Source organism: Luteimonas sp. GW821-FHT14E02, from assembly GCF_058803905.1.
Genome location: NZ_JBXAPK010000002.1, coordinates 410,883 through 432,337, shown reverse-complemented (window position 1 = coordinate 432,337; position 21,455 = coordinate 410,883). Strand labels below are relative to the sequence as shown.

Here is a 21,455-nt window from a genome sequence, read left to right as displayed (position 1 = left end):
GTCACATCGGCGCCGCGCCTGCCAAGGAGACCGCGATGCTTCCGCGCGAAGATGTCTACGTTCCGCCGCCGCCCCCGCCGCCGCCCCCTCCACCGCCGCCCCCGCCGCCTCCACCGGAACTGGCCAAGAAGCCGCCCGCGGAGAAGCAGCAGATCGTCGACGGCATGACCGAACAGCAGGTCAAGGATTACAAGACCGAAGTCGACAAGCTGCCCAAGAGCGAGCAGCAAGAGGTGGCCAACAGCTTCGCCAAGGATCTCGACGCCAAGCAGCTGGCGAAACTGCGCCCGGCCTTCAGCGAAGGCGACAGCGGCAAGAACGCCGTCGACCAGGCGGTCGACAACTTCGGCAGCGCGCAGGTCAAGGCCGACTATCCGAAGGAAGTCATCGCCAACGATCCCGCCATCCACAACACGCTCACCAAGCTCGGCTTCAACCAGCAGGAAATCGACAGCGCCTCCGCCAGGACACTCAGCGCGCTCACCCAGGCCGCGGAACACGTCAACCAGCAGGAATACGGCAAGGCCTTCGACGAGTTGAAGCAGCTCGCCGCCGACGGCCAGCAAGCGCTGGCCGAAAAAGCATTCTCCGGTGTCGCCAAGCAGATCGAGAACCTGCCCGAACCGGTGCGCGACATCCTCACCGACGCCAACGCGGTCAAGGAACTGATCAACGCCGGCGGCGACGTCGTCGACAAGTTGTTGCAGGGCGACATTCCCGGCGCGGTCGGCGCCATCGGCAACAACAAGCCGCTGCGCGATGCGGTGATCGACGCGGCACTGAAGAATCCCGATTCCAGTTTCAGCAAGGGCGCGAAGGCACTCGGACTCGATGCCGACAAGCTGAAAGAAGCCGGCGACGCCGCACCTTCGCTGCTGCAGGCCGCCCAGCACGCCGCCAAGGGCGAATGGGCGCAGGCCGGCACCGCGCTGGCGGGCGCCGCCGAGAAGGCGCCCACGCTGGTCGCCGACGGCATCAAGCACATCGCCGACAAACTGCCCGAACCCGCCAAGTCGATCCTGGGCGACGACAAGGTCGCCGAGCATCTCTCCAAGGCCAGCCCGGAGGTGCTCAAGAACCTGATCGAAGGCAAGCCCGTCGAAGCACTCAAGGGCCTCGGCGCGAACAAGGAATTGCGCGACGCGGTGATCGACGCGGCGTTGAAGGACAAGAACTCCGACTTCAGCAAGCAGGTCGAGAAGCTCGGCCTGTCCGCCGACGATCTGAAGAGCATCGGCGACGGCATCCCCGACGCGATGAAGGCGATCGAACACGCCGCCAAGGGCGAATGGAAGGACGCCGCGCTCGCGCTGATCGACGCATCCGGTCATGCGCCCGACGTCGCCGCCAAGGCGATCCAGCATTTCGCCGACAAGCTGCCGGAGCCGGCCAAGTCGATCGTCGGCGACGACGCCGTCGCCAAGAAACTCGCAGAGGCGAGCCCCGAAGCGCTCAAGGCACTGGTCAACGGGGATCCCAGTGGCGCCCTGCAGCACATGGCGCAGGACAAGGGCTTGCGCGATGCCGTGATCGACGCGGCGCTGAAGGACAAGAACTCCGACTTCAGCAAGAAGGTCGAGAAACTCGGCCTCACCGCCGACGACCTCAAGCAGGCCGGCGATGGCTTGCCCGACGTGATGAAGGCGGCCGATCTCGCCGCCAAGGCGCAGACGCCGGAAGACTGGAAGAACGTCGGCCTCACGCTCGCCGACGCGGCCGGCAAGGCGCCCGACGTGGTCGCCAAGGGCATCCAGGGACTGGCCGGCAAACTGCCCGAAGGATTGGCGAAGACCATCCTCACCGACGAGAACGTCGCCAAGGAACTAGCCAAGGCCAGCCCGGAAGCGATCAAGGCCATGCTCAATGGCGACGCGGCCGCCGCGCTCAGCGCGGTGAGCGGCAACAAGCCGCTGCGCGATGCGGTGATCGATGCGGCCGTCACCGATCCTTCGGTCAAACCACTGCTCGAGAAGTACGGCATCACCGCGACCGATCTGAAGGAAGCCGCCGACGCCGCCGGCCCGCTGTTCAACGCCGTCAAGTACGCTTCCGAAGGCAAGATCACCGAAGCACTGAGCGAATTCCAGAAGGTCGGCGACGCCGCGCCCACTCTGCTCCCGAAGGTCGCCAAGGCGATCTACGAAAAACTGCCCGAAGCCACCCAGCAGAAGCTCAAGGATCTGGGCTACGGCATGGAGAACATCGGCGAAGTCGCCAAGGCCCTGCCCTCGCTGGTCAAGGCCGGCGAGGCGATGCTGCAGCAGCCGCCGGACTGGAAGACCGCGATCAAGGAAGTGCTCAACGCCGGCGAAGCCGCGCCCACCGTCGGCAAGGAAGCGATCCAGAAACTCGGGCAGCAGATCCCGGACGGCAAGTTCGATCTGGTCAAGAAGCTGCTCTCCGACGACAAGGTCGCCTCCGGCCTCGCCAGCGACACTGCGCTGCACGATGCCATCGACAAACTGCTCGACGGCAAGACGCCGGAAGGCGCCAGCGAACTGCTGCACAACGACGGCATGCGCGATGCCGTGCTCGATGTGGTCAGCCAGGATCCGAAGGTCGTCGAAGCGCTCGGCAAGGCTGGTCTCACGGCCGAAGACCTCAAGCAGGCCGGTGCCGCATCGCCGCATCTGCTCGATGCCGGCGTCGCGCTGCTGAAGAGTCCGCCAGACTGGTCGGGCGCACTCGATGCGCTCGGCGAAGTCCAGAACGCCGCGCCCGATCTGCTCGGCAAGGTCGCCGGCAAGATCTACGACCAGTTGCCGCAGCCGATCAAGGACAAGTTCGGCGAACTGAAGATCACCAAGGAAGACCTGCTCGAAGCCGGCGCCGCGCTGCCCCATTTCGTCGATGCGGTGAAGGCACTCGGCAATCCCGACGGTCCCGACTGGCAAGGCGCGCTGCAGGCGATCGGCCAGGCCGTCGACGCCGCGCCGGGCCTGGTCACCAAGGCGATCAACGCGCTCGGCGCCAAGATCCCGGACAAGCCTGAAACGCAACTGCTGCGCTCGATCCTCACCGACGAGAACCTGATCAAGACGCTGGTCAGCGACGACTCACTGCATGCCTCGCTGAAGCAGATGCTCGACGGTGACATCGCCGGCGGCCTGAAGGGCATCGGCGACAACGAGCAGGTGATGGGCGCGCTGGCCGACGTGTTGTCGAAAGACCAGGCGTTCATGGCGCGGCTGGAACCACTCGGCATCAAGACCGTCGACGACCTCAAGCAGCTCGGCCCGTCGGTCGCCAACGTTCTCGAGTTCGCCGACGCCGTCAAGAGCGGCAACATCGCAGAATCCGTCAAGGCCTTCGCGACCTTCGCCAAGGAACTGCCGGACGGCATGAAGCAGCACTTGATCGACACCATCGTCGACAAGTTCAAGCTCAAGCCGGAAATGAAGCAATTGCTCTCGGGCGTGCTCGAAGCGGCTTCCACGCCGGAAGTGGCGCAGGCGATCGGCGACGCGGTCAAGGCGTTCGCCGGCGGCAACCCGGTCGAGTTCATCAAGGCACTGGGCAACGCCGGCAAGATCATCGCCGAGAAGACGCCCGACCTCGCCGTCACCTTCCTCAACGCACTGAGCAAGCTGCCCGGTTCGGTCGGCGAATTCTTCTCCGATGCCAAGCTCAACGAAGGCATCGTCAAGTCCGGCGCGCTGTCGAGCTTCTTCGATGCCGTGACCAAGGTCGCCGACGGCGACATCGGCGGCGCGATCGGATCGCTGGGCGATGCGATCGGCAAGCTGATCACCTACGGCGAACGCGCGCAGATCGGTCCGTTCGATCCGCTCGGCATGTTCGGACCCAGCTTCGGCCCCTACGACCTGCCCTTCGGCAAGGACTCGATCGAACTGATCGGTCGCCTGGTCACGCAGTTCGTCGATGCGATGCCGGACAAGGTCAAGGCCTTCCTCAAGGAGAAGGCCGGCGAAGCCGTCGCCAGCACTGGCCTGAAGTCGATTCCGGTGGTGGGTCCGGTGATCGGCGTGGTCGATGCCGGCTCGGATCTGATCAGCAGCATCTCCAACGGCGAGAGTGGCCTGACCATCGCGCTCAACGCCGCCGATCTCGCGATCAACGCCGCCAGCTTCTTCCCGCCGGCGCAAGCGGTGCTGACGCCGTTGAAGACATTGCTGGGCGTGGCCAAGGGCGTCAATGCCACGGTCGAGTTCGTCAACGACATCCAGGACTTCGGTCAGCAGTTCACCGGCATGAGTTGAACCTCACGCCGATCCCCATCCTCTCCCGCATGACGGGAGAGGATTGGAGGCGAATGTGGTGTCGTGCGCAGAACCGTGGCCCCGCGTTTTTCGAGATGCCTCAGCCGAGATTCAAGCCGCGCAGGAATTCCAGCGTCCTCGCGACGCGCTCCGCATGCGGCATTCCGGGCTCGAGTTCGAGCAGGCGTCCGGGCGCAACGAACTTGTCGGTGCGCTCATGGATGAAACGCTTGGCCTCGGAGCGAAACATGTTGCCATCGCCTTCCGACACGCGTGGCGCGGTGGCGCGCTTCTCCACTTCCGACCAGTCCACCACGCAGGCGTCGACATGTTCGAGATAACTGAGCCATGCGGTGCCGTACAAACCCAGGCGCGGCTTGTCGCCATGCAATCTCTGCAACACCTGCCGGTAATAGCCCGCCAATGCATCGACGGGACCGAGCGTGTGACCGCCGTTTTGCAGCAGCGCGTCCAGGGTCGTCTGATCCTGCGCCATCGCCTTCGAGATCTCATCGTTGCTGACCGGATGGAATCCGGCCTCGCGAAAGACTTCGTCGGCCCAGGCATCCGCATCCAGCGGCGGGTTGTCGAGAATGATCGCGATCTGGCTGCCCATAACGCCCCCGTTACTTTTGAAATTCCAGTATAGCCTTCAATACCATTCTCTTCTGACAACGGAGACCCTGGATGAAAATCCAATCGCTGTCATTGCTCGCCGCCGCCGCGCTCGCATGCGCCGCGTGCAAGAACAACGCCGAAGCACCTGCTGCGACCGCTGACGCATCGGCACCCGCCCCCTCTTCTCAACAAGCGCCAACCGCCGAAACGCCTGTCGCAGACAGCGCGACGACGGCGGAAGCCACGACCGCGACGGCGCCCGCCGCGGATGCAGCAACCGACGCCGCACCGGCGACTGCGTCGGGCGGCTGGAGTTATGAAGGAAGCGACGGCGCGAAGCGCACGGCCAGCGTACCCGGACGCGGCAGCGACGGTGGCAGCGCGCAACTGGTCTTCGCCGACGATCCCGTCTGGGGCCGCACCGCGTATGTCGAATTCACGCAGGACGGCATCGATTGTCCGACTGGCTGCAAGGCACAGGTCAGCGTCGACGGCGGCGCCGCGAAAACCGTCCAGGCCTCGCGACCGGAAACACCGCAGCCGCGCCTGTCTCTGCGTGAACCGGACAAGCTCTGGCAATCGATCGCGAGCGCGAAAACACTCTCGATCGAATTTCCGGCCAAGTCCGGCATCGGCAAGGTCGAATTCGACGTTGCCGGCGTCGATGCCAGCAAGCTCCCCGCCGGCTGGAACTGAACACATGGGCGCCTGGACCTACGAAAGCATGCCGGTCGACGGCGGCACGCGCGTCACCGCCACGCTGATCAGCATGATGCGCGTGTATCTGGACAACGGCGGCGCAAACTTCGTGCGGCTGGTGTTCCGCGACGACCCGATCTGGGGCTACGACGCACATCTGGCGCTGGACAGCGGCGACTTCGATTGCCCGACCGGTTGCAGCGTCGACATCGCCATCGATGGCGGCCCGCTGCGCACGATCAAGGCGTCACGCCCGGAGTCGTCAACGCCGATCCTGTCGATCCGCGAACCGCGCGAACTCTGGTATGCGTTGCGGGACGTGCAACTATTGACGGTGGATTTCCCCGCTCGCGGCAAGGGCATGCAGCGCGCCAGCTTCGATGTCAGCGGACTGGATCGTTCGCGTTTGAATTGGGATCAGCAGTCCTACGCACGGACGCACGCGCCTGCGACGTAACCATCCGGTCAGGCCGCTCCGCGCGGAGCTGGCGCTTACTTGTCCTTCCCAGCGACTTCAGTGCGGCACGACACCTTGAACGGGTCCTTCTCGCCCTTGCCGATCCAGTAGAACGTGCGACAGGTGCGCGCGCCCTGCTGCGTGGTGCGCACGCCCACGGCATACGCGGCCTGCAGCATTTCATGATTGGAGACGTTACCGTCGCCGTTCCAATCCATTTCCTTCGGCTGCACGCCCGCCGTGAAGGCGACGCCCACGTACCAGGCCCAGCCTGCATAGGCGACCAGGACGACGCAGACGATCCACCATAGCCTGCGGCGTCTGCTCAAACGTGTGCGTGGGTCTGTCGGCATGTCGTTGTCCTCAGTCGAGGCTGTGGAACACTCAATCGGTCCTGCGAATCTGCGCGCCGAGCGCGGACAGCTTGTCCTCGATGCGCTCATAGCCGCGGTCGAGATGGTAGATGCGATCGATGATGGTATCGCCATCGGCGACGAGGCCGGCGAGGATCAGCGAGGCCGAGGCGCGCAGGTCGGTCGCCATCACCGGCGCTCCGCTCAACTGCGCCACGCCGTGCACGGTGGCGCGATGGCCCTCGACGTGGATGTCGGCGCCGAGACGCAGCAGTTCGTTGACATGCATGAAGCGATTTTCGAAGATCGTCTCGTCGATGATGCTGGTGCCTTCGGCAATACAGTTCATGGCCATGAACTGCGCCTGCATGTCGGTCGGAAATCCGGGATGCGGCTGCGTGACGATATCGATCGCCTTCGGGCGGCGCCCGCGCATGTCGACGGTGATGCGGTCGTCCTGCACGCTCACGTCGGCGCCGGCTTCCGCCAGTTTTTCGAGCACCGCTTCCAGCGTGCCCGGATTGGCATGCGTGGCGGTGACATGGCCGCCGGTCATGGCAGCGGCAACGAGGAAGGTGCCGGTCTCGATACGATCGGCGACGACACGATGGGTGCCGCCATGCAGGCGCTGCACGCCCTGCACCTCGATGCGGCTCGTGCCCGCGCCTTCGATCTGCGCGCCCAGTTCGACCAGGCAGGCGGCGAGATCGACGATTTCCGGCTCGCGCGCGGCGTTCTCGATGATGGTGGTGCCTTCGGCGAGCGTGGCGGCCATCAGCGCGTTCTCGGTGGCGCCGACGCTGACCATCTCGAAATTGATGCGTCCGCCCTTCAGGCGCTTCGCCTGCGCCTTGATGAAGCCGTGTTCCAGCGTGATCTCCGCGCCCAGCGCTTCCAGCGCGCGGATGTGCAGATCGACCGGACGCGATCCGATCGCGCAGCCGCCCGGCAGCGAGACTTCGGCAGCGCCGTATTTCGCCAGCAGCGGCCCCAGCACCAGCACCGAGGCGCGCATGGTCTTGACCAGCTCATACGGCGCGACGTGGCTGTGCACGCTGCGCGGATCGATGCGCAGCGAATAGTCGTCGGCGATCTCGACACCGGCACCCAGCTCGGTGAGCACGCGCAGCGTGGTCTTGACGTCGTGCAGCCGCGGCACGTTGCCGATCGCCACCGTCTCATCCGCCAGCAGCGCCGCGCACAGGATCGGCAGCACGGCATTCTTGGCGCCGGAAATGGCGACTTCGCCCGCGAGCGGACGCCCGCCGGTCACTACGATCTTCTGCATTTAGACGCGCTCTTCTTCAGGTGTCAGCGTGCGCAGGGCAAGCGCGTGGATCGCGCCGCCCATCAATTCGCCCAGCGTGGCGTAGACCATGCGGTGCCGTGCCAGCGGCAGCTTGCCCCGGAACGCCTCGGCAACCACGGTTGCCTCGAAATGCACACCGTCATCGCCCTGCACGGCGGCGCGTGCGCCCGGCAGGCCCTGTTCGATCAGATTGCGGATGGTATTGGCGTCCAAATTTCTGCTAATCCTGCCTGCCGCGCCGGGCGCTCCCAGATGGTGCTTACCGGACGGTTCTTGAATCGCGGCACTACGGTCAGTCCGGGATTTTTGGGAGTTTCCGGGCTTTCGCGGGAATAACCGCATAAAATGAATGGATTAGATTAACGGAAACGGCCCCGGTCTGGTATGCCCGCCAACGGAACACAGCCCATCGACGACGCAGCGCTCGCCGCCAGCGGCCGCCGCGTTTTCGAGATCGAACAGCAGGGTCTCGCCGCCGTCGGTGCGCGCATCGACGGCGAGTTCTCGCGCGCCTGCCGCCTGATGCTGGCCTGCACGGGCCGTGTGGTGTGCCTGGGCATGGGCAAGTCGGGACACGTGGCGCGCAAGATCGCCGCCACCCTCGCTTCCACCGGTACGCCGGCCTTCTACGTGCATCCGGGCGAGGCCGGCCACGGCGATCTCGGCATGATCACCGACGCCGACGTGGTGCTGGCGCTGTCGTACTCGGGCGAGTCCGACGAGATCCTGACGCTGCTGCCGGTGCTCAAGCGCCAGGGCAATCTGCTGATCGCGATGACCGGCCGTCCGCAATCGTCGCTGGCGCGCGAGGCCGACGTGCACCTGGACGTCAGCGTGCCGGCCGAGGCCTGCCCGCTCGATCTCGCGCCCACCACCAGCACCACCGCCTCGATGGCGCTGGGCGATGCGCTGGCGGTGGCGCTGCTGGATGCGCGCGCCTTCACCGCCGATGACTTCGCGCGTTCGCATCCGGCCGGCGCGCTCGGCCGGCGCCTGCTGCTGCACATCCGCGACGTGATGCACACCGGCGAGGAAGTGCCGCGCGTGCCCGGCGATGCCACGCTGGCCGAGGCGCTGATGGAGATGAGCCGCAAGCGCCTGGGCATGACCGCGATCGTCGACGGCGACGATCGCCTGCTCGGCCTGTACACCGACGGCGATCTGCGCCGCACGCTGGCCGATCCGGCCATCGATGTGCACGGCGCGCGCATCGCCGACGTGATGACGCGTGCGCCGGTCACCATCGACGTCGATGCGCTCGCCAGCGAGGCCGCGCGACTGATGGAAACCCGCAAGATCACGATGCTGATCGTGCTCGACGAGGCACAGCGCGTCGTCGGCGCGCTCAACATTCACGACCTGTTGCGGGCGCGCGTGGTGTAAGAAACGACTCGACACACCCTTGAACGGACCCATAGACATCTTCGTGCCCAATCCGCCCACCTATTCCGCCGATCTGCTCGCACGCGCCGCGAAGATTCGTCTGGCGTGCTTCGACGTCGACGGCACCCTGACCGACGGGCGCCTGTACTTCGACAGCGAAGGCCGTGAGCTGAAGGCCTTCCACGTCCTGGACGGCCAGGGATTGGTGTTGCTGCGCAAGGCGGGCATCACGGTGGCGTTCGTGACGGCGCGCAACAGCGTCGTCGCGGAAAGGCGCGCCGCCGAACTCGGCGTCGAGGCGCATATCGGCGTCAAGGACAAACAGGCCTGCGTCGACGAGATCCGCGCGCGCCTGGGCCTGAGCGCCGATCAGGTCTGCTTCATGGGCGACGATCTGCCCGACCGCGTCCCGATGCAAGCCGCCGGCCTGGCGGTGGCGCCGGCCAACGCGCACGCCAGCATGCTCGCGATCGCGCACTGGCGCACCACCGCACGCGGAGGCGAAGGCGCCGCGCGCGAGCTGTGCGATCTGCTGCTCGCCGCGCAGGGCCATGACGTGGCGGAGGTCGCATGACCTGGCGCGGCACCCTTACGCTCGTGCTGCTGGCGGCGGCCATCATCACCGGCTGGTCGGTCTGGCAGCAGCGCGCCGAACAGGCTCCGACTGTGACCGCCAGCACACGACCGAGCTACCTGCTCCACGATTTCGAGGTCATCGCCCTCGACAAGCAGGGCAAGGAATCCCTCACCCTGCGCGCGCCGCAACTGGCACAGAACCCCGACGACAGGACCATGTCGATCGAAACGCCGCTCTTCTTCCTGCCCGACAAGGAAGGCCAGCGCTGGGAAGTGCGCTCGAAAACCGGCTGGGTGGCCGCCGACAACAGCGAAGTGCGCCTGCGTGGCAACGTCGTGGCCAACAGCCCGCCGGGTGCGCAGAAGCCCTCGACGCTGAAAACCGAGCAACTGAACGTTTTCCCGGACAAGAACGAGGCGACCTCCGAGGTTCTGGTCACGGTCACGTCCCCGGGCTCTACAATGCGGGGCGTGGGGATGCAGGCCGATCTGGCGGACAAGCGCATCCGCCTTCTTTCCAAGGTACAGATGACCAATGACCCGAAGCGCCGTTAGCCTCCTGCCCTTGATCGCGGCCGCCCTTTTGCTGGCCGGCCCCGCCTGGTCGAAGACTTCCGATCGCGATCAGCGAATGAACGTGACGGCCGACAGCAGCGACTGCTCGACCACCGACGGCCCCTGCCTCCTGATCGGCAACGTCCACATCGTGCAGGGCACGCTGGACATCCAGTCGGCCAAAGCCGACTTGCGACGTGCCGACGGCGACATCAAGACCGTGAAGCTCAACGGCTCGCCGGTGAAGCTGAAACAGCAGAATGACGACGGCGGCTGGATGAATGCCATCGCCGACCAGGTCGACTACGACCTGCCCAACGACACGGTGGTGTTCACCGGCAACGCGCATGTCGATCAGCCCGGCCGCGGCTCGATGGCCGGCGGCCGCATCGTCTACAACACCAAGACCGGACAGGTGCAGAGCGGCTCCGCTGTTGGCGACGGCAAGGGAGTACAGATGACCTTTGAGCCGAAGAAGAAATCCCAGCAGCCCGCCGAGAAGAGCAAGACGCCAGCACAGACGCCGCCGAAGCAGGACAGCAAGTAATGCTGATCGCGAAGGGACTGCGCAAACGCTACCGCTCGCGCGAAGTCGTCCGTGATTTCGGCCTGACGCTCGATGCCGGCGAAGTGGTCGGCCTGCTCGGCCCCAACGGCGCCGGCAAGACCACCTGCTTCTACATGATCGTCGGCCTGGTGCCGGCCGATGACGGCGAGATCGTGCTCGACGGCCGCGACATCACCGCCGAGCCGATGTACACCCGCGCACGCCTCGGCGTCGGCTATCTGCCGCAGGAACCGTCGGTGTTCCGCAAGCTCACCGTGGCCGACAACATCCGCCTGGTGCTGGAACTGCGCGAGGACCTGGATGCGCGCAACCGCCAGCGCGAACTGGAAAAGCTGCTCGACGAATTGCAGATCGGCCACGTCGCGGACCAGATCGGCGCCAGCCTCTCCGGCGGCGAGCGCCGCCGCGTGGAAATCGCGCGCGCCCTGGCCGCCAATCCGCGCCTGATGCTGCTCGACGAGCCCTTCGCCGGCGTCGATCCGATCTCGGTCGGCGAGATCCAGCGCATCGTCGAACATCTCAAGCACCGCGGCATCGGCGTGCTGATCACCGACCACAACGTGCGCGAGACCTTGGGCATTTGCGATCGCGCGTATATCCTCAGCGAAGGCGGCGTGCTCGCGCAGGGGGCTCCGGACGCGCTGCTGGCCAATCCCGATGTGCGCCGGGTCTACCTGGGGGAATCCTTCCGCCTGTAGATGACGGGGCGCGTTCGACGGATGTCATCGACATCTGTCACGCTCTCCGAACGCCTGGTCACGGATGGCTAGGCCGTGGGCTTCCAGAGCCCGTCATTTCGCGCCAGGGACGACGACGCGAGGTAGCGGGTTCCGGGAGACCACGGGCAACATAACGTGGATCCCCCGATGAAGCCGCGCCTCCAGACATCCCTCAGCCAACAGCTCGTCCTGACGCCCCAGTTGCGCCAGGCGCTACACCTATTGCAACTCTCGGCGCTGGAACTGGAATCGGAAATCAACGCGGCGATCGAGAGCAATCCGCTGCTCGACTGGGAAGAGGCCGAGCCGTTGCGCGTCGCCGCCTCGCCCGACAAGCCGACGTCCCAGGCCGCGGGCAGCGATGAGCCCGACGCCGACGCGCACCGCTGGGAAAATGCGCACGAGGACGGCTGGCAGGAGCAATCCTGGCAAGAACATAGCTGGCAGGAGCGGCATGAAGGCGGCCGGCCCGGCCATGAGGACGACAACGCCGCCGAGCGGGTCGTGCAGACCGACGATCTGCGCAATCACCTCACCTGGCAGCTGCGTCTCACCCAGCTGTCGTCGCGCGACATCGCCATCGGCCTCACCCTGATCGACGCCATCGACGACGACGGCTACCTGCGCGAGCCGCTGTCCGCCATCGCCGAGGCGCTGCGGCCGGATCTGCTGTGCAGCGAGGACGAGATCGTCGCCGTGCTGCGCCAGATCCAGCGCTTCGACCCCTCGGGCGTCGGCGCGCGCGACCTGGGCGAATGCCTGTCCCTGCAGCTGGACGCCCTCCCCGACGACACCCCCGGCAAGGCCCTGGCCCGCCGCCTGATCGCCGGACCGATCGATCGCCTGCCCAGGATCGGCATCGCCGGGGTCGCCGCCGAGCTGAAATGCGACGCCGAGGCCGCCGCGATCGCGCTGCAACTGCTGCGCACCCTCGATCCGCGCCCCGGCGCCCAGGTCGGCGCCCTGCCCACCGATACCTACGTCACCCCGGATTGCATCATCAGCCGCCACCAGGGCATCTGGCGGGTCAGCCTGGCCGATGAGCGCCGCCCGCGCCTGACCATCCACCACGGCTACGAGCAGATGATCCGCCACGCCGGCGCCAGCGACGCCGGCTACCTGCGCGGCCGTCTCCAGGAAGCGCGCTGGCTGCTGAAAAACCTGCACCAGCGCGGCGAAACGCTGCTCAAGGTGGTGCAATGCCTGGTGCGCCAGCAGTCCGGATTCCTGGAATTCGGCGCCCAGGCGCTACGCCCGCTGACCCTGCGCGAGGTGGCGGCCGAGATCGGCCTGCACGAATCCACCGTCTCGCGCGCGGTGGCGCGCAAGTACGTGCGCACACCGCGCGGCACCCTGCCGCTGCGCGCTTTCTTCGCCTCGGGCATCGATACCGGCGGCGGCGGCGAGGCCTCCAGCACCGCCATTCAGGACATGATCAAACGCCTGATCGAGGCCGAGAACCCCGGCAAACCGCTCTCCGACGCTCGCCTGGCCGACATGCTGAAGGCCTCCGGCGTGCCGGTCGCGCGGCGGACGGTCGCCAAATACCGGGAAGCGCTCAACATCCCCTCCTCGCACGATCGGGTGCGGGTGGACTGAAGCCGGCGAACCGCACCGGCCGGCCGGCGGAACCGCACGCAACCCGGCATCGTTCCGCAACATGACGGCAACCTGTCCGTCCAGCCGGGTGGAAACTGTCATAAACATCCCTTCCCGCGCTCCCCGGGCTGCGTTAACCTGCTTTTAGCCATCGCCGTCAAAGTTGGCGCGATGCTGATAGCCGTCCAAGTCGAAAGGAGAAGCGGATGCGTATCGAGACCCATGGTCAGCAAATCGAAGTCACTCCCGCACTGCGCGATTACGTTGAAAACAAACTGCAACGACTCTCGCGCCATTTCGACCAGCCCTTCGATGTCCGTACCCAGCTCAGTCTGGACAAACCGAATCACTGCGCCGAAGCCACCGTCAACCTCGCTGGCAAGACCTTGCACGCCGATGCCAATGCCATCGACATGTACGCCGCGATCGATCTGCTCGCCGACAAGCTCGATCGCCTGCTGATGAAGCACAAGAGCAAGGTCGTCGATCATCATCGCGGCGAAAACGCATCCCGTGACGGGAGTTTTGGGTGAGAGACCGCGCTTAGTCGATGCCCCATCGGCATCGACTGCGGTCCCGAACGCCCGACCAGGGATCGAACCGCGCCGTCAGCGCGGTGAGGCGGGCCGGACGATCCGAAGCCAGCAATCTCTCGCCACGGACGGCAGCCATGACGCATCAAGCCATCCCAAGATAGCCACCCCAACGATGTCGCTCGCCACCCTGCTCGCCCCCGAGCGCATCGCCCTGCTCGCCGATCCCGGCGATCGCGACGACGTGCTCGACGCCGCCGCCCGCCTGCTCTCCGCCGCATCCTCCGCGCAAGCTTCCGGCATCGCCGAAGCGCTGCGCGAACGCGAGCGCGAGTGCTGCACCGCCATCGGCTGCGGCGTCGCCATCCCGCATGCGCGCGGCGATGCCTTCGAGCGGCCACGCGGCGCATTCCTCCGTCTCGGGCACGCGGTCGATTTCGGCAACGGCGACAAGCCCGTTGATCTCGTCTTCGCATTGAGCGTGCCCGAGGATGCGCCGGAACTGCACTTGCAGGCCTTGTCCGAACTCGCCGATCATTTCTCCGATGCGCAATTCCGCGAGGCCTTGCGCAGCGCGCGCGACCGCCCCGCCTTGTGCGAGGTGTTGCTCGGGGAATCCGACAGCTCCACGACAACGGCCAAGACAGTCCGATGAATGCCAGCATCACCGCGCAAGACCTGTTCGACCAGTTGCGCGACCGCCTCGGCCTGCGACAACTCGCCGGACAACGCGGCGAATCGCGCGTGCTCGAAGCGGTGGAAACCGTGGCGCGACGACCATCGCTGGCCGGTTACCTCAACATCATCTATCCGAACAAGGTGCAGATCCTCGGCACCGAGGAACTGGCCTGGCTCGACAGCCTGGAATCGCGCATCCGCTGGGCGACGATCGAGAAGATCATCCAGTACCGGCCGCTGGCGATGGTGATCAGCAAGGACCAGATCTGTCCCGAGGATCTGCGCCGCGCCGCGGAAGAATCCGACACGCCGCTGTGGACCTCGCCCAAGCGCGGCCACGAGCTGCTCAACCACGTCCAGTACTACCTCGCGCGCACGCTGGCGCCGCGCGTGACGCTGCATGGCGTGTTCATGGAGATCTACTCGATCGGCGTGCTGATCACCGGCGAGTCGGGCTCGGGCAAGAGCGAACTCGCGCTGGAGCTGATCACGCGCGGCCACCGCCTGGTCGCCGACGACGCGCCGGAATTCACCCAGATCGCGCCCGACGTGCTCGACGGCACCTGTCCCGAACTGCTGCAGGACCTGCTGGAGCTGCGCGGCCTGGGCGTGCTCAACATCCGCCAGATGTTCGGCGACACCGCGGTGAAGCGGAACAAGTACCTGCGCCTGATCGTGCATTTGAGCCGCCCCAACACCGAACTGGGCGCCGAGAGCGACGGCATGCACCGCCTGACCGGCGACCTCGGCGTGCGCCAAGTGCTCGATCTGGACGTGCCCATGATCACCCTGCCGGTGATGCCCGGCCGCAACCTCGCCGTACTGACCGAGGCCGCCACGCGCACCCACATCCTGCGCGCCAAGGGCGTCGACCCGGCCGCGGCGTTCATGGCGCGGCACTCGCACTTCCTGGAGCGCGGGGACCGGGACGGGTCGTGACGGTGCGCTTAGCCGATGCCCGATCGGTATCGGCCGCACCAGCGCAACGCCCGGCCATGGATGACGCCAAGAGCGATTCCCGCCTTCGCGGGAATGACGAGTCAAATGCCGCGGGGCGGCCGTCCCGGGCCTTCCGTGGTGGAAGCTGCCACGAATCTTTGAAACCATAGGGCCGATGAACAACACCGCCCCTCCCCTGCTCCTCGTCGTCAGCGGCATGTCCGGCAGCGGCAAGTCGGTGGCGTTGCACACCTTCGAAGACCTCGATTTCTACTGCGTCGACAACCTGCCGCCGGAGCTGCTGCCCAATTTCGTCGACAGCGTCGCCCGCGACCACGGCGCGCCACAGCGCCTGGCGGTGGGCATCGACGTGCGCAACCGCCAGAGCAACCTCACCAACATCCCGGAATGGCTGTCGGCGGTGGGCGCGCTGGGACTCGATCCGAAACTGGTGTTCTTCGACACCCGCGACGAAGTCCTGCTCAAGCGCTACGCCGACACGCGCCGCCGCCACCCGCTCAGCCAGCGCGGCCTCGCGCTCGGCGATGCCATCGCGCTGGAGCGGCAGATCCTGAAACCGCTGCGCGCGCTGGCCGACGTCATCATCGACACCAGCGATCTCAACGTGCACCAGCTGCGCCGGCGCATGCGCTACGAGCTCGACCTCGAACGCGAACTGCCGCTGTCGCTGCTGTTCGAATCCTTCGCCTACCGGCGCGGGATTCCGGCGGACGCGGATTTCCTGTTCGACGCGCGCATGCTGCCCAACCCGCACTGGGACGCGCGGCTGCGCCCGCTCTCCGGCCGCGATGCCGGCGTGCGCGAATACCTGGAAACGCAGCCGGAAGTAAACGAGTACCTCCAGCAGATCACCGGCCTGCTCGACACCTGGCTGCCGCGCATGCATTCCAGCACGCGCAGCTACGTCACCATCGCCTTCGGTTGCACCGGCGGGCGCCATCGCTCGGTCTATCTCGCCGAGAAGCTGGCCGAACATGCGCGAGAGATGGGATGGGCGGATGTGTCCACCTATCATCGCGAGCTGGAATAAGTTCGTATGACTGGCCAGGCGACGACTTCCACGGAAGCTCCAGTCTCACGCTTCCGGCCCGTCGCCCTTGTCTGTTAAGTTGACCACATGGCCGTCGGCATCCTCCTCGTCACCCACCAGGGCATCGGCACCGCATTGCTCGCGGTGACGACAGCGTTGCTGCGCAACCTGCCGCTGAAGGTCGAGGCGTTCGAGGTGCCGTTCGAAGGCGACCCCGACGCCCTGCTCCCGCAGGCCAGCGCCGCGCTGCGTCGCGCCGACGGCGGCGACGGCGTGCTGGTGCTGACCGACCTCTACGGCGCCACGCCCAGCAACCTGGCGGCGAAGCTGGCGCGCCTGGGCACGCCGGTGCGGCGCGTCTCGGCGCTGAACCTGCCGATGCTGCTGCGCGTGCTCAACTACCCCGAACTTCCGCTCGACGAATTGCCCGCGGTCGCCGCCGCCGGCGCCCGCAACGGTGTGATCCATAACGATGCATGAGAGACAGGTTCTGAGATGATCGAACGCGAACTGATCGTGTCCAACAAGCTCGGCCTGCATGCGCGCGCCACCGCCAAGCTTGTGCAAGTGCTGTCCGGCCATCGCTGCAGCGCCACGCTCACCGCCAAGGGCCGCGAGGTCAACGCCAAGAGCATCATGGGTGTGATGCTGCTCGCCGCCGGCTACGGCACGCCGGTCGTGCTGCGCGTGGATGGCGAGGACGAAACTGCCGCGATCGACGCGGTGGTGGCGCTGTTCGAACGAAGATTCGACGAGGAGACCTGATGCGGCAACTCCTCTCCGGCCATGGTGCGTCACGAGGCAATGCCCTGGGCCGGGCACGGGTGCGTCATCCGCACGCGCTGGAGGTCGCCGAGGAGCGGATTCCCGCCGAGGCTGTCGATGCCGAAGTCGAACGCATGCACGAGGCGATCGCCCTGGTGCAGACGGAGATGCAGGCCATGCGCCAGCGCCTGCACGGCGCGCTCGCGCAGGAAATCGGCGAGTTCATCGACATGCACGCGCTGCTGCTCGACGATCCCGAGCTGCTGCAGGGCCTCGACGAACTGATCCGCCAGGCCCGCTTCAGCGCCGACTATGCCCTGCGCCTGCAGCGCGACCGCCTCGCCGGCGTGTTCGAGGCGATGGACGATCCTTATCTGCGCAGCCGCATCGACGACATCGACCACGTCATCGGCCGCCTGCACGCCGCCCTGCATCGCCGCGATGCCGATCTGCAGGGCGTGGCCGGCGAAGTCCTGGTCACCGACAATGTCGCGCCGTCGGAACTGGTCCAGCTGCAGGCCCAGGGCGTGATGGCGATCGTCACCGCGGCCGGCAGCACGCTCTCGCACAGCGCGATCCTGGCGCGCAGCATGCATCTTCCGCTGGTGGTCGGCGCCGCGCAGGCATTGCATGCAATCAACGACGGCGACGTGCTGGTGGTGGACGGCGCCAGCGGCCTGCTGGTGGTCGAACCCAATGCCGACGATCTGCGCGCCTACCGCAATCGCCTGCGCGAGGAGAAACGCGAACGCAAGCAGCTGTACCGCCTGCGGCGCGAACCCACGCGCACGCTCGACGGCGTCGACATCAAGCTGTTCGCCAATGCCGAATCGCGCGAGGACGTCGCCGAAGCGCACGCGCTCGGCGCCGCCGGTGTCGGTCTGTACCGCACCGAGTTCCTGTTCCTGCAACGCAGCGAGCTGCCCGACGAGGAAGAACAGTTCCGCGCCTACCGCGACGTCGCGATCGGCATGACCGGGCGCGCCGTCACCATCCGCACCCTCGACGTCGGCGCGGACAAGGCCGACCGCACCGGCCTTGCACTCACCAACGAGCCGAATCCCGCGCTCGGCTTACGCGGCGTGCGCCTGTCGCTTGCCCGCCAGGACGTGTTCGAGACGCAGTTGCGCGCCATCCTGCGCGCTTCCGGCTACGGCCCGATACGCATCCTGGTGCCGATGATCACCAACCGCGAGGAAATGCTGGCGGTGAAGCGGCTGATCAAGCGCGTGACCGCCGATCTGCGCAGCGAAGGCCACGAAATCGCCGAGAACATTCCGCTCGGTGCCATGATCGAGGTCCCGGCCGCGGCGATCGCGCTGCCTTCGATCATCGGCACCGTCGATTTCATCTCGGTCGGCACCAACGATCTGGTGCAGTACCTGCTCGCGACGGATCGCGGCAACGAGGCGCTCGGCGACCTGCATACGCCGCTGCACCCGGCGGTGTTGCGCCTGCTGTTCGAGGTGATCCGCACCGCCAAGCGCCGCGGCAAACCCGTTGCGGTCTGCGGCGAGATGGCCGGCGATCCGCTGTTCACCCCGCTCCTGCTGGCGCTGGGCCTGGAAGAATTCAGCCTGCATCCCGGCACGTTGCTGGAAGTGCGGCGCGCGATCCGCGCCAACGATCTGGCCGCCTTGCGCGGCGACGCGCGCGCGCTGCTGCGCGCCCGCGATCGCGATGCGATCGAAGACTGGCTGCGCAAGGCGTCTTCGGGCGGCATCACGACGGCCGCGCACTAAACAAAGCGATAACGCCACGCTTCACAAGCGACACGAAGAAGATTCGCCGTATCAACACCGCCGCTTCTATTTCCCGCGCATGCTGGTGTGTGCAATCAAACATGTGACGAGATCCGCGAATTCCGTCGTCCGCACGAAAGCGATGATCGTCCGAACTTCGCCGATACCGGGACCTCGTTCTCATAACTCCGCCGACCGAATCCACACGAAGGACTTGTCGCGCGTGTTAATGCCGTTACGTCGGTAACGCAATCGATGCGCCGCGGCCTCCGCCGCCGGCAACCAACGCGACTGCGCACACCAAACCCCTGTTACGCGATGGCTTCGCAAGCGTTGCCGTAACGATACTTATCGCCTCCAGATGCGCTTCCTAGAGTCGACGACGTCGGCAATGCGGATCCGTGTTCCAGCCTCGGCCAGGAATCCGGAACGCGAGTGATCCCGGCATCCATCCATTCTTCCAAACGCATTCCAGAGGATTCTCCAATGAGCAGCCTGACCCTTTGCAACAACACGCCCTATATCGCCCAGTACGTGGTCCTCAACGGCGAACAGGTGATCGCACGCATCCCCGGCATCGGACCGAATTCGCAGATGCTCATCCCGACCAACGACACCTATCAGGTGACGGCGACGGCGGTGATCAACGGCAATACCTACATCTCCGCGCCGCTGGACGTGAACGGCCCGACCAGCTTCCTGGCACAAGTGGTGCAGGTGCAGGCACAGGGTACCTACGAGTTCAACCTGGTCGAACTGCCCAGCAGCAATCCCAACCAGCTGCAGTTCCAGAAAACCTGCCTGAGCTCGGTCACCTTCACCATCAGCAAGAACGGCGCGCCGTTGCAGACGGTGGTGGTCAGCAACGCCTTCGAGATCCAGACGCTGACCATCGGTGACACGTTCTACATCTACGCGGTGATCAACGGCGTCACCACCGACACCACCACCACCACCAACCCCAACGCGGTCGTCACGGCGAATACCGACACCAGCACGCTGGAGTTCGGCTACTACACGCTCGACATCGGTTGACGGCACCTCTGTCAACGGCATGCCAGCGGTGTCGCCGTGCGGCCTGCTTCCGCCCCCCGCGCAGGCGGGGGGCCGGCCGCGGCGATGACGCCTTTTCCCTTCTGCAAGGAAAACTCTCATGAGCACAACCAACTTCACCCTGCGCAACGGGGTGCCGCCAAGCATCGGCCTGCTGACCTATGAGATCCACGATGCCAGAGGAAGGCAATCCAGGATCATGGTGCAGCACGAGGGGACCGTGTTGCACCCCACGTCGCTGGAACACGCGCCGTGGACCGTCGGCTACCAGATCACCGATGGCAAAAGCTCCCAGCCGATCCTGGTCGGCGATGCATGCAAGACGCGCGATCCGTCGGCCAGATTCACCGTGGACTTCGGCATGCTGATCGATACCGACGAGACGCCGGCGCCGCCGGACGACGGATGGCCCGGTGACTGGAAGCCGATCGACAGGATCATTCCGGACGCTTCGCTGTTCGAAGCACCGGTCACCAAGAAACTGGACTTCGCCATGCAAGCGCAGGCGCAGACCCAGTGGTGCTGGGCCGCGGTGAGTTCCTCGGTCGCCGGCTTCTACCGGCCGTCTGGCACTGATCCCAATCCCGATTTCACCCAGTGCAGGCTGGCAGGCTGGGCATTCGCACCGTCTGGCAAGCCGGACGAATGCTGCAAGGACGGCGGCAGCTCGACCTGCAATCGCCCGTACAAGACCAGGCTGGCACTGCAGCATGTGAAACACCTGCACGAAGTGCTCGAACATCGCCTGAGCTTCGAGAAGATCCAGGAGGAAATTGTCGGCGACCGTCCGATCGGAGTGTCGATCGGCTGGACCCGCGGCGGCGGTCATGCGGTGACGATCACCGGCTACACCACGATCGAGGACGCTCAATACATCCAGGTACAGGATCCGGGCGGCGCCACCAAGAAGCTGGTGCGGTTGACGAGCTTCCCCAAGGGCGGCACCTGGCGGCGAACCTTCACCACTCAGGCCTGAAACGGAGATATCACGATGAAAATCATGCAACAGCACAACCTCCCGGCCGTCGATCATCTGGTCCGGAATCTGGTGGAAGGCGCGCACGATCAAGGACTGCTGTCTTCGGACCTGCAAGACGTGGCGCTGTCGGAAATCGAAAGCGGCATGCTGCACGAGATCCGCGAGATCTCGCTGCACGACCTGGCCGAAGGCGGCGGATTCCAGCACGCCGTGCCGACCGGACTGCGTTGCCTGCTGCGCAGTGGCAGGACCACCAGCGCCGCGGTCGATCTGGACACGGGCACCGCGCACGACGAAGGCGATGTCGAGATCGAGGGGCTGGTGGAAGGCGACCAGATCCGCCACGTCGGGCAGGCGCTGCAGCGCATCAACGCGCATTCGCCAAGCAGCGGCGGCGATGCAGGCGTGCTCTCGCTGCTGCGCTGCCGTGCCCTCAACCTCGAGGTCCTGGTCATGGAACCCGAGGGCGGCGGCAAGCCGCTGGTCTTTCCGCTGCTGCCCGGGCTCGCGCCGCTGAAGGAACGTGTCTACAGCGAACTCGCGTTCCGCAAGGCGATCCAGCCCGAAGCCAGGCGCGTGCTGGCCGAGTATTCGCGCGCCAGCGGCGAAAGCCTGGAAGGCTGAGTCAGTCGTATCTGGATGTCCCCGCCAAGGATCGG

23 protein-coding genes are annotated in these 21,455 nt (G+C 66.0%); 19 read left to right on the top strand and 4 right to left on the bottom strand.

Annotated elements, in window-relative coordinates:
• The first annotated feature begins 35 nt into the window (after nucleotides 1–35).
• On the top strand, nucleotides 36–4,220 hold the full coding sequence (locus AC1RNP_RS04965; protein WP_493050136.1) for a hypothetical protein: 4,185 nt from the start codon (nucleotides 36–38) through the stop codon (nucleotides 4,218–4,220).
• A 100-nt stretch (nucleotides 4,221–4,320) separates the two neighbouring features.
• Here the strand turns inward: AC1RNP_RS04965 and AC1RNP_RS04960 are convergent, their stop codons facing one another.
• Nucleotides 4,321–4,836 (bottom strand): hypothetical protein, encoded by a 516-nt coding sequence (locus AC1RNP_RS04960; protein WP_493050135.1) that lies wholly within the window; start codon nucleotides 4,834–4,836, stop codon nucleotides 4,321–4,323.
• Between the two features lie 71 nt (nucleotides 4,837–4,907).
• Between AC1RNP_RS04960 and AC1RNP_RS04955 the strand changes: the two genes are divergently transcribed.
• A complete protein-coding gene (locus AC1RNP_RS04955; protein WP_493050134.1) occupies nucleotides 4,908–5,534 on the top strand; it encodes a hypothetical protein in 627 nt (208 codons plus the stop codon).
• Between the two features lie 4 nt (nucleotides 5,535–5,538).
• On the top strand, nucleotides 5,539–5,994 hold the full coding sequence (locus AC1RNP_RS04950) for a hypothetical protein (protein ID WP_493050133.1): 456 nt from the start codon (nucleotides 5,539–5,541) through the stop codon (nucleotides 5,992–5,994).
• 35 nt (nucleotides 5,995–6,029) lie between these two features.
• Here the strand turns inward: AC1RNP_RS04950 and AC1RNP_RS04945 are convergent, their stop codons facing one another.
• The 3 genes from AC1RNP_RS04945 to AC1RNP_RS04935 are packed head-to-tail and all read right to left on the bottom strand — an operon-like array spanning nucleotide 6,030 to nucleotide 7,869.
• Nucleotides 6,030–6,347, bottom strand: a complete 318-nt coding sequence (locus AC1RNP_RS04945; RefSeq protein WP_493050132.1) for an EF-hand domain-containing protein — start codon at nucleotides 6,345–6,347, stop codon at nucleotides 6,030–6,032.
• Nucleotides 6,348–6,378: 31 nt separating this feature from the next.
• The gene (gene murA, locus AC1RNP_RS04940; protein WP_493050131.1) at nucleotides 6,379–7,635 is read right to left on the bottom strand and encodes a UDP-N-acetylglucosamine 1-carboxyvinyltransferase; all 1,257 of its coding nucleotides are present in this window, start codon (nucleotides 7,633–7,635) and stop codon (nucleotides 6,379–6,381) included.
• A complete protein-coding gene (locus AC1RNP_RS04935; RefSeq protein ID WP_493050130.1) occupies nucleotides 7,636–7,869 on the bottom strand; it encodes a BolA family protein in 234 nt (77 codons plus the stop codon).
• Between the two features lie 171 nt (nucleotides 7,870–8,040).
• Here AC1RNP_RS04935 and AC1RNP_RS04930 point away from each other — a divergent pair, with 171 nt between their 5' ends.
• From AC1RNP_RS04930 to AC1RNP_RS04855, 16 genes are all read left to right on the top strand, one after another.
• Nucleotides 8,041–9,039 carry a KpsF/GutQ family sugar-phosphate isomerase gene (locus tag AC1RNP_RS04930; protein ID WP_493050129.1) on the top strand — a complete coding sequence of 333 codons (999 nt, stop codon included), beginning with the start codon at nucleotides 8,041–8,043 and terminating at the stop codon, nucleotides 9,037–9,039.
• 43 nt (nucleotides 9,040–9,082) lie between these two features.
• The gene (locus AC1RNP_RS04925; protein ID WP_493050292.1) at nucleotides 9,083–9,613 is read left to right on the top strand and encodes a KdsC family phosphatase; all 531 of its coding nucleotides are present in this window, start codon (nucleotides 9,083–9,085) and stop codon (nucleotides 9,611–9,613) included.
• Nucleotides 9,610–10,170 (top strand): LPS export ABC transporter periplasmic protein LptC, encoded by a 561-nt coding sequence (lptC, locus tag AC1RNP_RS04920; RefSeq protein WP_493050128.1) that lies wholly within the window; start codon nucleotides 9,610–9,612, stop codon nucleotides 10,168–10,170. The genes AC1RNP_RS04925 and lptC overlap by 4 nt, the downstream gene beginning before the upstream one ends.
• A 10-nt stretch (nucleotides 10,171–10,180) precedes the next feature.
• Nucleotides 10,181–10,717 (top strand): lipopolysaccharide transport periplasmic protein LptA, encoded by a 537-nt coding sequence (lptA, locus tag AC1RNP_RS04915; RefSeq protein ID WP_493050127.1) that lies wholly within the window; start codon nucleotides 10,181–10,183, stop codon nucleotides 10,715–10,717.
• Nucleotides 10,717–11,436 (top strand): LPS export ABC transporter ATP-binding protein, encoded by a 720-nt coding sequence (gene lptB, locus AC1RNP_RS04910; RefSeq protein ID WP_493050126.1) that lies wholly within the window; start codon nucleotides 10,717–10,719, stop codon nucleotides 11,434–11,436. The genes lptA and lptB overlap by 1 nt, the downstream gene beginning before the upstream one ends.
• A 168-nt stretch (nucleotides 11,437–11,604) precedes the next feature.
• Nucleotides 11,605–13,056, top strand: coding sequence for an RNA polymerase factor sigma-54 (locus AC1RNP_RS04905; protein WP_493050125.1), 1,452 nt, complete (start codon nucleotides 11,605–11,607; stop codon nucleotides 13,054–13,056).
• Between the two features lie 206 nt (nucleotides 13,057–13,262).
• Nucleotides 13,263–13,589: a ribosome hibernation-promoting factor, HPF/YfiA family gene (gene hpf / locus AC1RNP_RS04900; RefSeq protein WP_493050124.1), complete on the top strand. Its 327-nt coding sequence runs from the start codon at nucleotides 13,263–13,265 to the stop codon at nucleotides 13,587–13,589.
• Between the two features lie 175 nt (nucleotides 13,590–13,764).
• On the top strand, nucleotides 13,765–14,244 hold the full coding sequence (locus AC1RNP_RS04895) for a PTS sugar transporter subunit IIA (RefSeq protein WP_493050123.1): 480 nt from the start codon (nucleotides 13,765–13,767) through the stop codon (nucleotides 14,242–14,244).
• The gene (hprK, locus tag AC1RNP_RS04890; protein ID WP_493050122.1) at nucleotides 14,241–15,206 is read left to right on the top strand and encodes an HPr(Ser) kinase/phosphatase; all 966 of its coding nucleotides are present in this window, start codon (nucleotides 14,241–14,243) and stop codon (nucleotides 15,204–15,206) included. The genes AC1RNP_RS04895 and hprK overlap by 4 nt, the downstream gene beginning before the upstream one ends.
• A gap of 175 nt (nucleotides 15,207–15,381) precedes the next feature.
• Nucleotides 15,382–16,257: an RNase adapter RapZ gene (gene rapZ / locus AC1RNP_RS04885; RefSeq protein WP_493050121.1), complete on the top strand. Its 876-nt coding sequence runs from the start codon at nucleotides 15,382–15,384 to the stop codon at nucleotides 16,255–16,257.
• 87 nt (nucleotides 16,258–16,344) lie between these two features.
• Nucleotides 16,345–16,737, top strand: a complete 393-nt coding sequence (locus tag AC1RNP_RS04880; protein ID WP_493050120.1) for a PTS sugar transporter subunit IIA — start codon at nucleotides 16,345–16,347, stop codon at nucleotides 16,735–16,737.
• Between the two features lie 15 nt (nucleotides 16,738–16,752).
• Nucleotides 16,753–17,022, top strand: a complete 270-nt coding sequence (locus tag AC1RNP_RS04875; protein ID WP_493050119.1) for an HPr family phosphocarrier protein — start codon at nucleotides 16,753–16,755, stop codon at nucleotides 17,020–17,022.
• Entirely contained in the window at nucleotides 17,022–18,764 is a 1,743-nt protein-coding gene (ptsP, locus tag AC1RNP_RS04870; RefSeq protein ID WP_493050118.1) for a phosphoenolpyruvate--protein phosphotransferase, read from the top strand. Before AC1RNP_RS04875 ends, ptsP begins: the two co-directional genes overlap by 1 nt.
• Nucleotides 18,765–19,250: 486 nt before the next feature.
• The gene (locus tag AC1RNP_RS04865) at nucleotides 19,251–19,799 is read left to right on the top strand and encodes a hypothetical protein (protein ID WP_493050117.1); all 549 of its coding nucleotides are present in this window, start codon (nucleotides 19,251–19,253) and stop codon (nucleotides 19,797–19,799) included.
• 118 nt (nucleotides 19,800–19,917) lie between these two features.
• Nucleotides 19,918–20,793: a C39 family peptidase gene (locus AC1RNP_RS04860; RefSeq protein WP_493050116.1), complete on the top strand. Its 876-nt coding sequence runs from the start codon at nucleotides 19,918–19,920 to the stop codon at nucleotides 20,791–20,793.
• 15 nt (nucleotides 20,794–20,808) lie between these two features.
• Complete coding sequence (locus AC1RNP_RS04855; protein ID WP_493050115.1) at nucleotides 20,809–21,420, top strand: hypothetical protein; 612 nt, start codon at nucleotides 20,809–20,811, stop codon at nucleotides 21,418–21,420.
• Nucleotides 21,421–21,455: the final 35 nt, after the last annotated feature.

Coding starts and splice junctions, on each gene's coding strand:
- AC1RNP_RS04960 (WP_493050135.1), bottom strand. CDS start 4,836: ATGGGCAGCCAGATCGCGATCATTCTCGACAACCCGCCGCTGGATGCG.
- AC1RNP_RS04945 (WP_493050132.1), bottom strand. CDS start 6,347: ATGCCGACAGACCCACGCACACGTTTGAGCAGACGCCGCAGGCTATGG.
- AC1RNP_RS04895 (WP_493050123.1), top strand. CDS start 13,765: ATGTCGCTCGCCACCCTGCTCGCCCCCGAGCGCATCGCCCTGCTCGCC.
- AC1RNP_RS04855 (WP_493050115.1), top strand. CDS start 20,809: ATGAAAATCATGCAACAGCACAACCTCCCGGCCGTCGATCATCTGGTC.
- lptC (WP_493050128.1), top strand. CDS start 9,610: ATGACCTGGCGCGGCACCCTTACGCTCGTGCTGCTGGCGGCGGCCATC.
- AC1RNP_RS04875 (WP_493050119.1), top strand. CDS start 16,753: ATGATCGAACGCGAACTGATCGTGTCCAACAAGCTCGGCCTGCATGCG.
- AC1RNP_RS04965 (WP_493050136.1), top strand. CDS start 36: ATGCTTCCGCGCGAAGATGTCTACGTTCCGCCGCCGCCCCCGCCGCCG.
- AC1RNP_RS04865 (WP_493050117.1), top strand. CDS start 19,251: ATGAGCAGCCTGACCCTTTGCAACAACACGCCCTATATCGCCCAGTAC.
- ptsP (WP_493050118.1), top strand. CDS start 17,022: ATGCGGCAACTCCTCTCCGGCCATGGTGCGTCACGAGGCAATGCCCTG.
- AC1RNP_RS04860 (WP_493050116.1), top strand. CDS start 19,918: ATGAGCACAACCAACTTCACCCTGCGCAACGGGGTGCCGCCAAGCATC.
- AC1RNP_RS04955 (WP_493050134.1), top strand. CDS start 4,908: ATGAAAATCCAATCGCTGTCATTGCTCGCCGCCGCCGCGCTCGCATGC.
- AC1RNP_RS04950 (WP_493050133.1), top strand. CDS start 5,539: ATGGGCGCCTGGACCTACGAAAGCATGCCGGTCGACGGCGGCACGCGC.
- AC1RNP_RS04880 (WP_493050120.1), top strand. CDS start 16,345: ATGGCCGTCGGCATCCTCCTCGTCACCCACCAGGGCATCGGCACCGCA.
- rapZ (WP_493050121.1), top strand. CDS start 15,382: ATGAACAACACCGCCCCTCCCCTGCTCCTCGTCGTCAGCGGCATGTCC.
- hprK (WP_493050122.1), top strand. CDS start 14,241: ATGAATGCCAGCATCACCGCGCAAGACCTGTTCGACCAGTTGCGCGAC.
- AC1RNP_RS04905 (WP_493050125.1), top strand. CDS start 11,605: ATGAAGCCGCGCCTCCAGACATCCCTCAGCCAACAGCTCGTCCTGACG.
- AC1RNP_RS04930 (WP_493050129.1), top strand. CDS start 8,041: ATGCCCGCCAACGGAACACAGCCCATCGACGACGCAGCGCTCGCCGCC.
- murA (WP_493050131.1), bottom strand. CDS start 7,635: ATGCAGAAGATCGTAGTGACCGGCGGGCGTCCGCTCGCGGGCGAAGTC.
- hpf (WP_493050124.1), top strand. CDS start 13,263: ATGCGTATCGAGACCCATGGTCAGCAAATCGAAGTCACTCCCGCACTG.
- lptB (WP_493050126.1), top strand. CDS start 10,717: ATGCTGATCGCGAAGGGACTGCGCAAACGCTACCGCTCGCGCGAAGTC.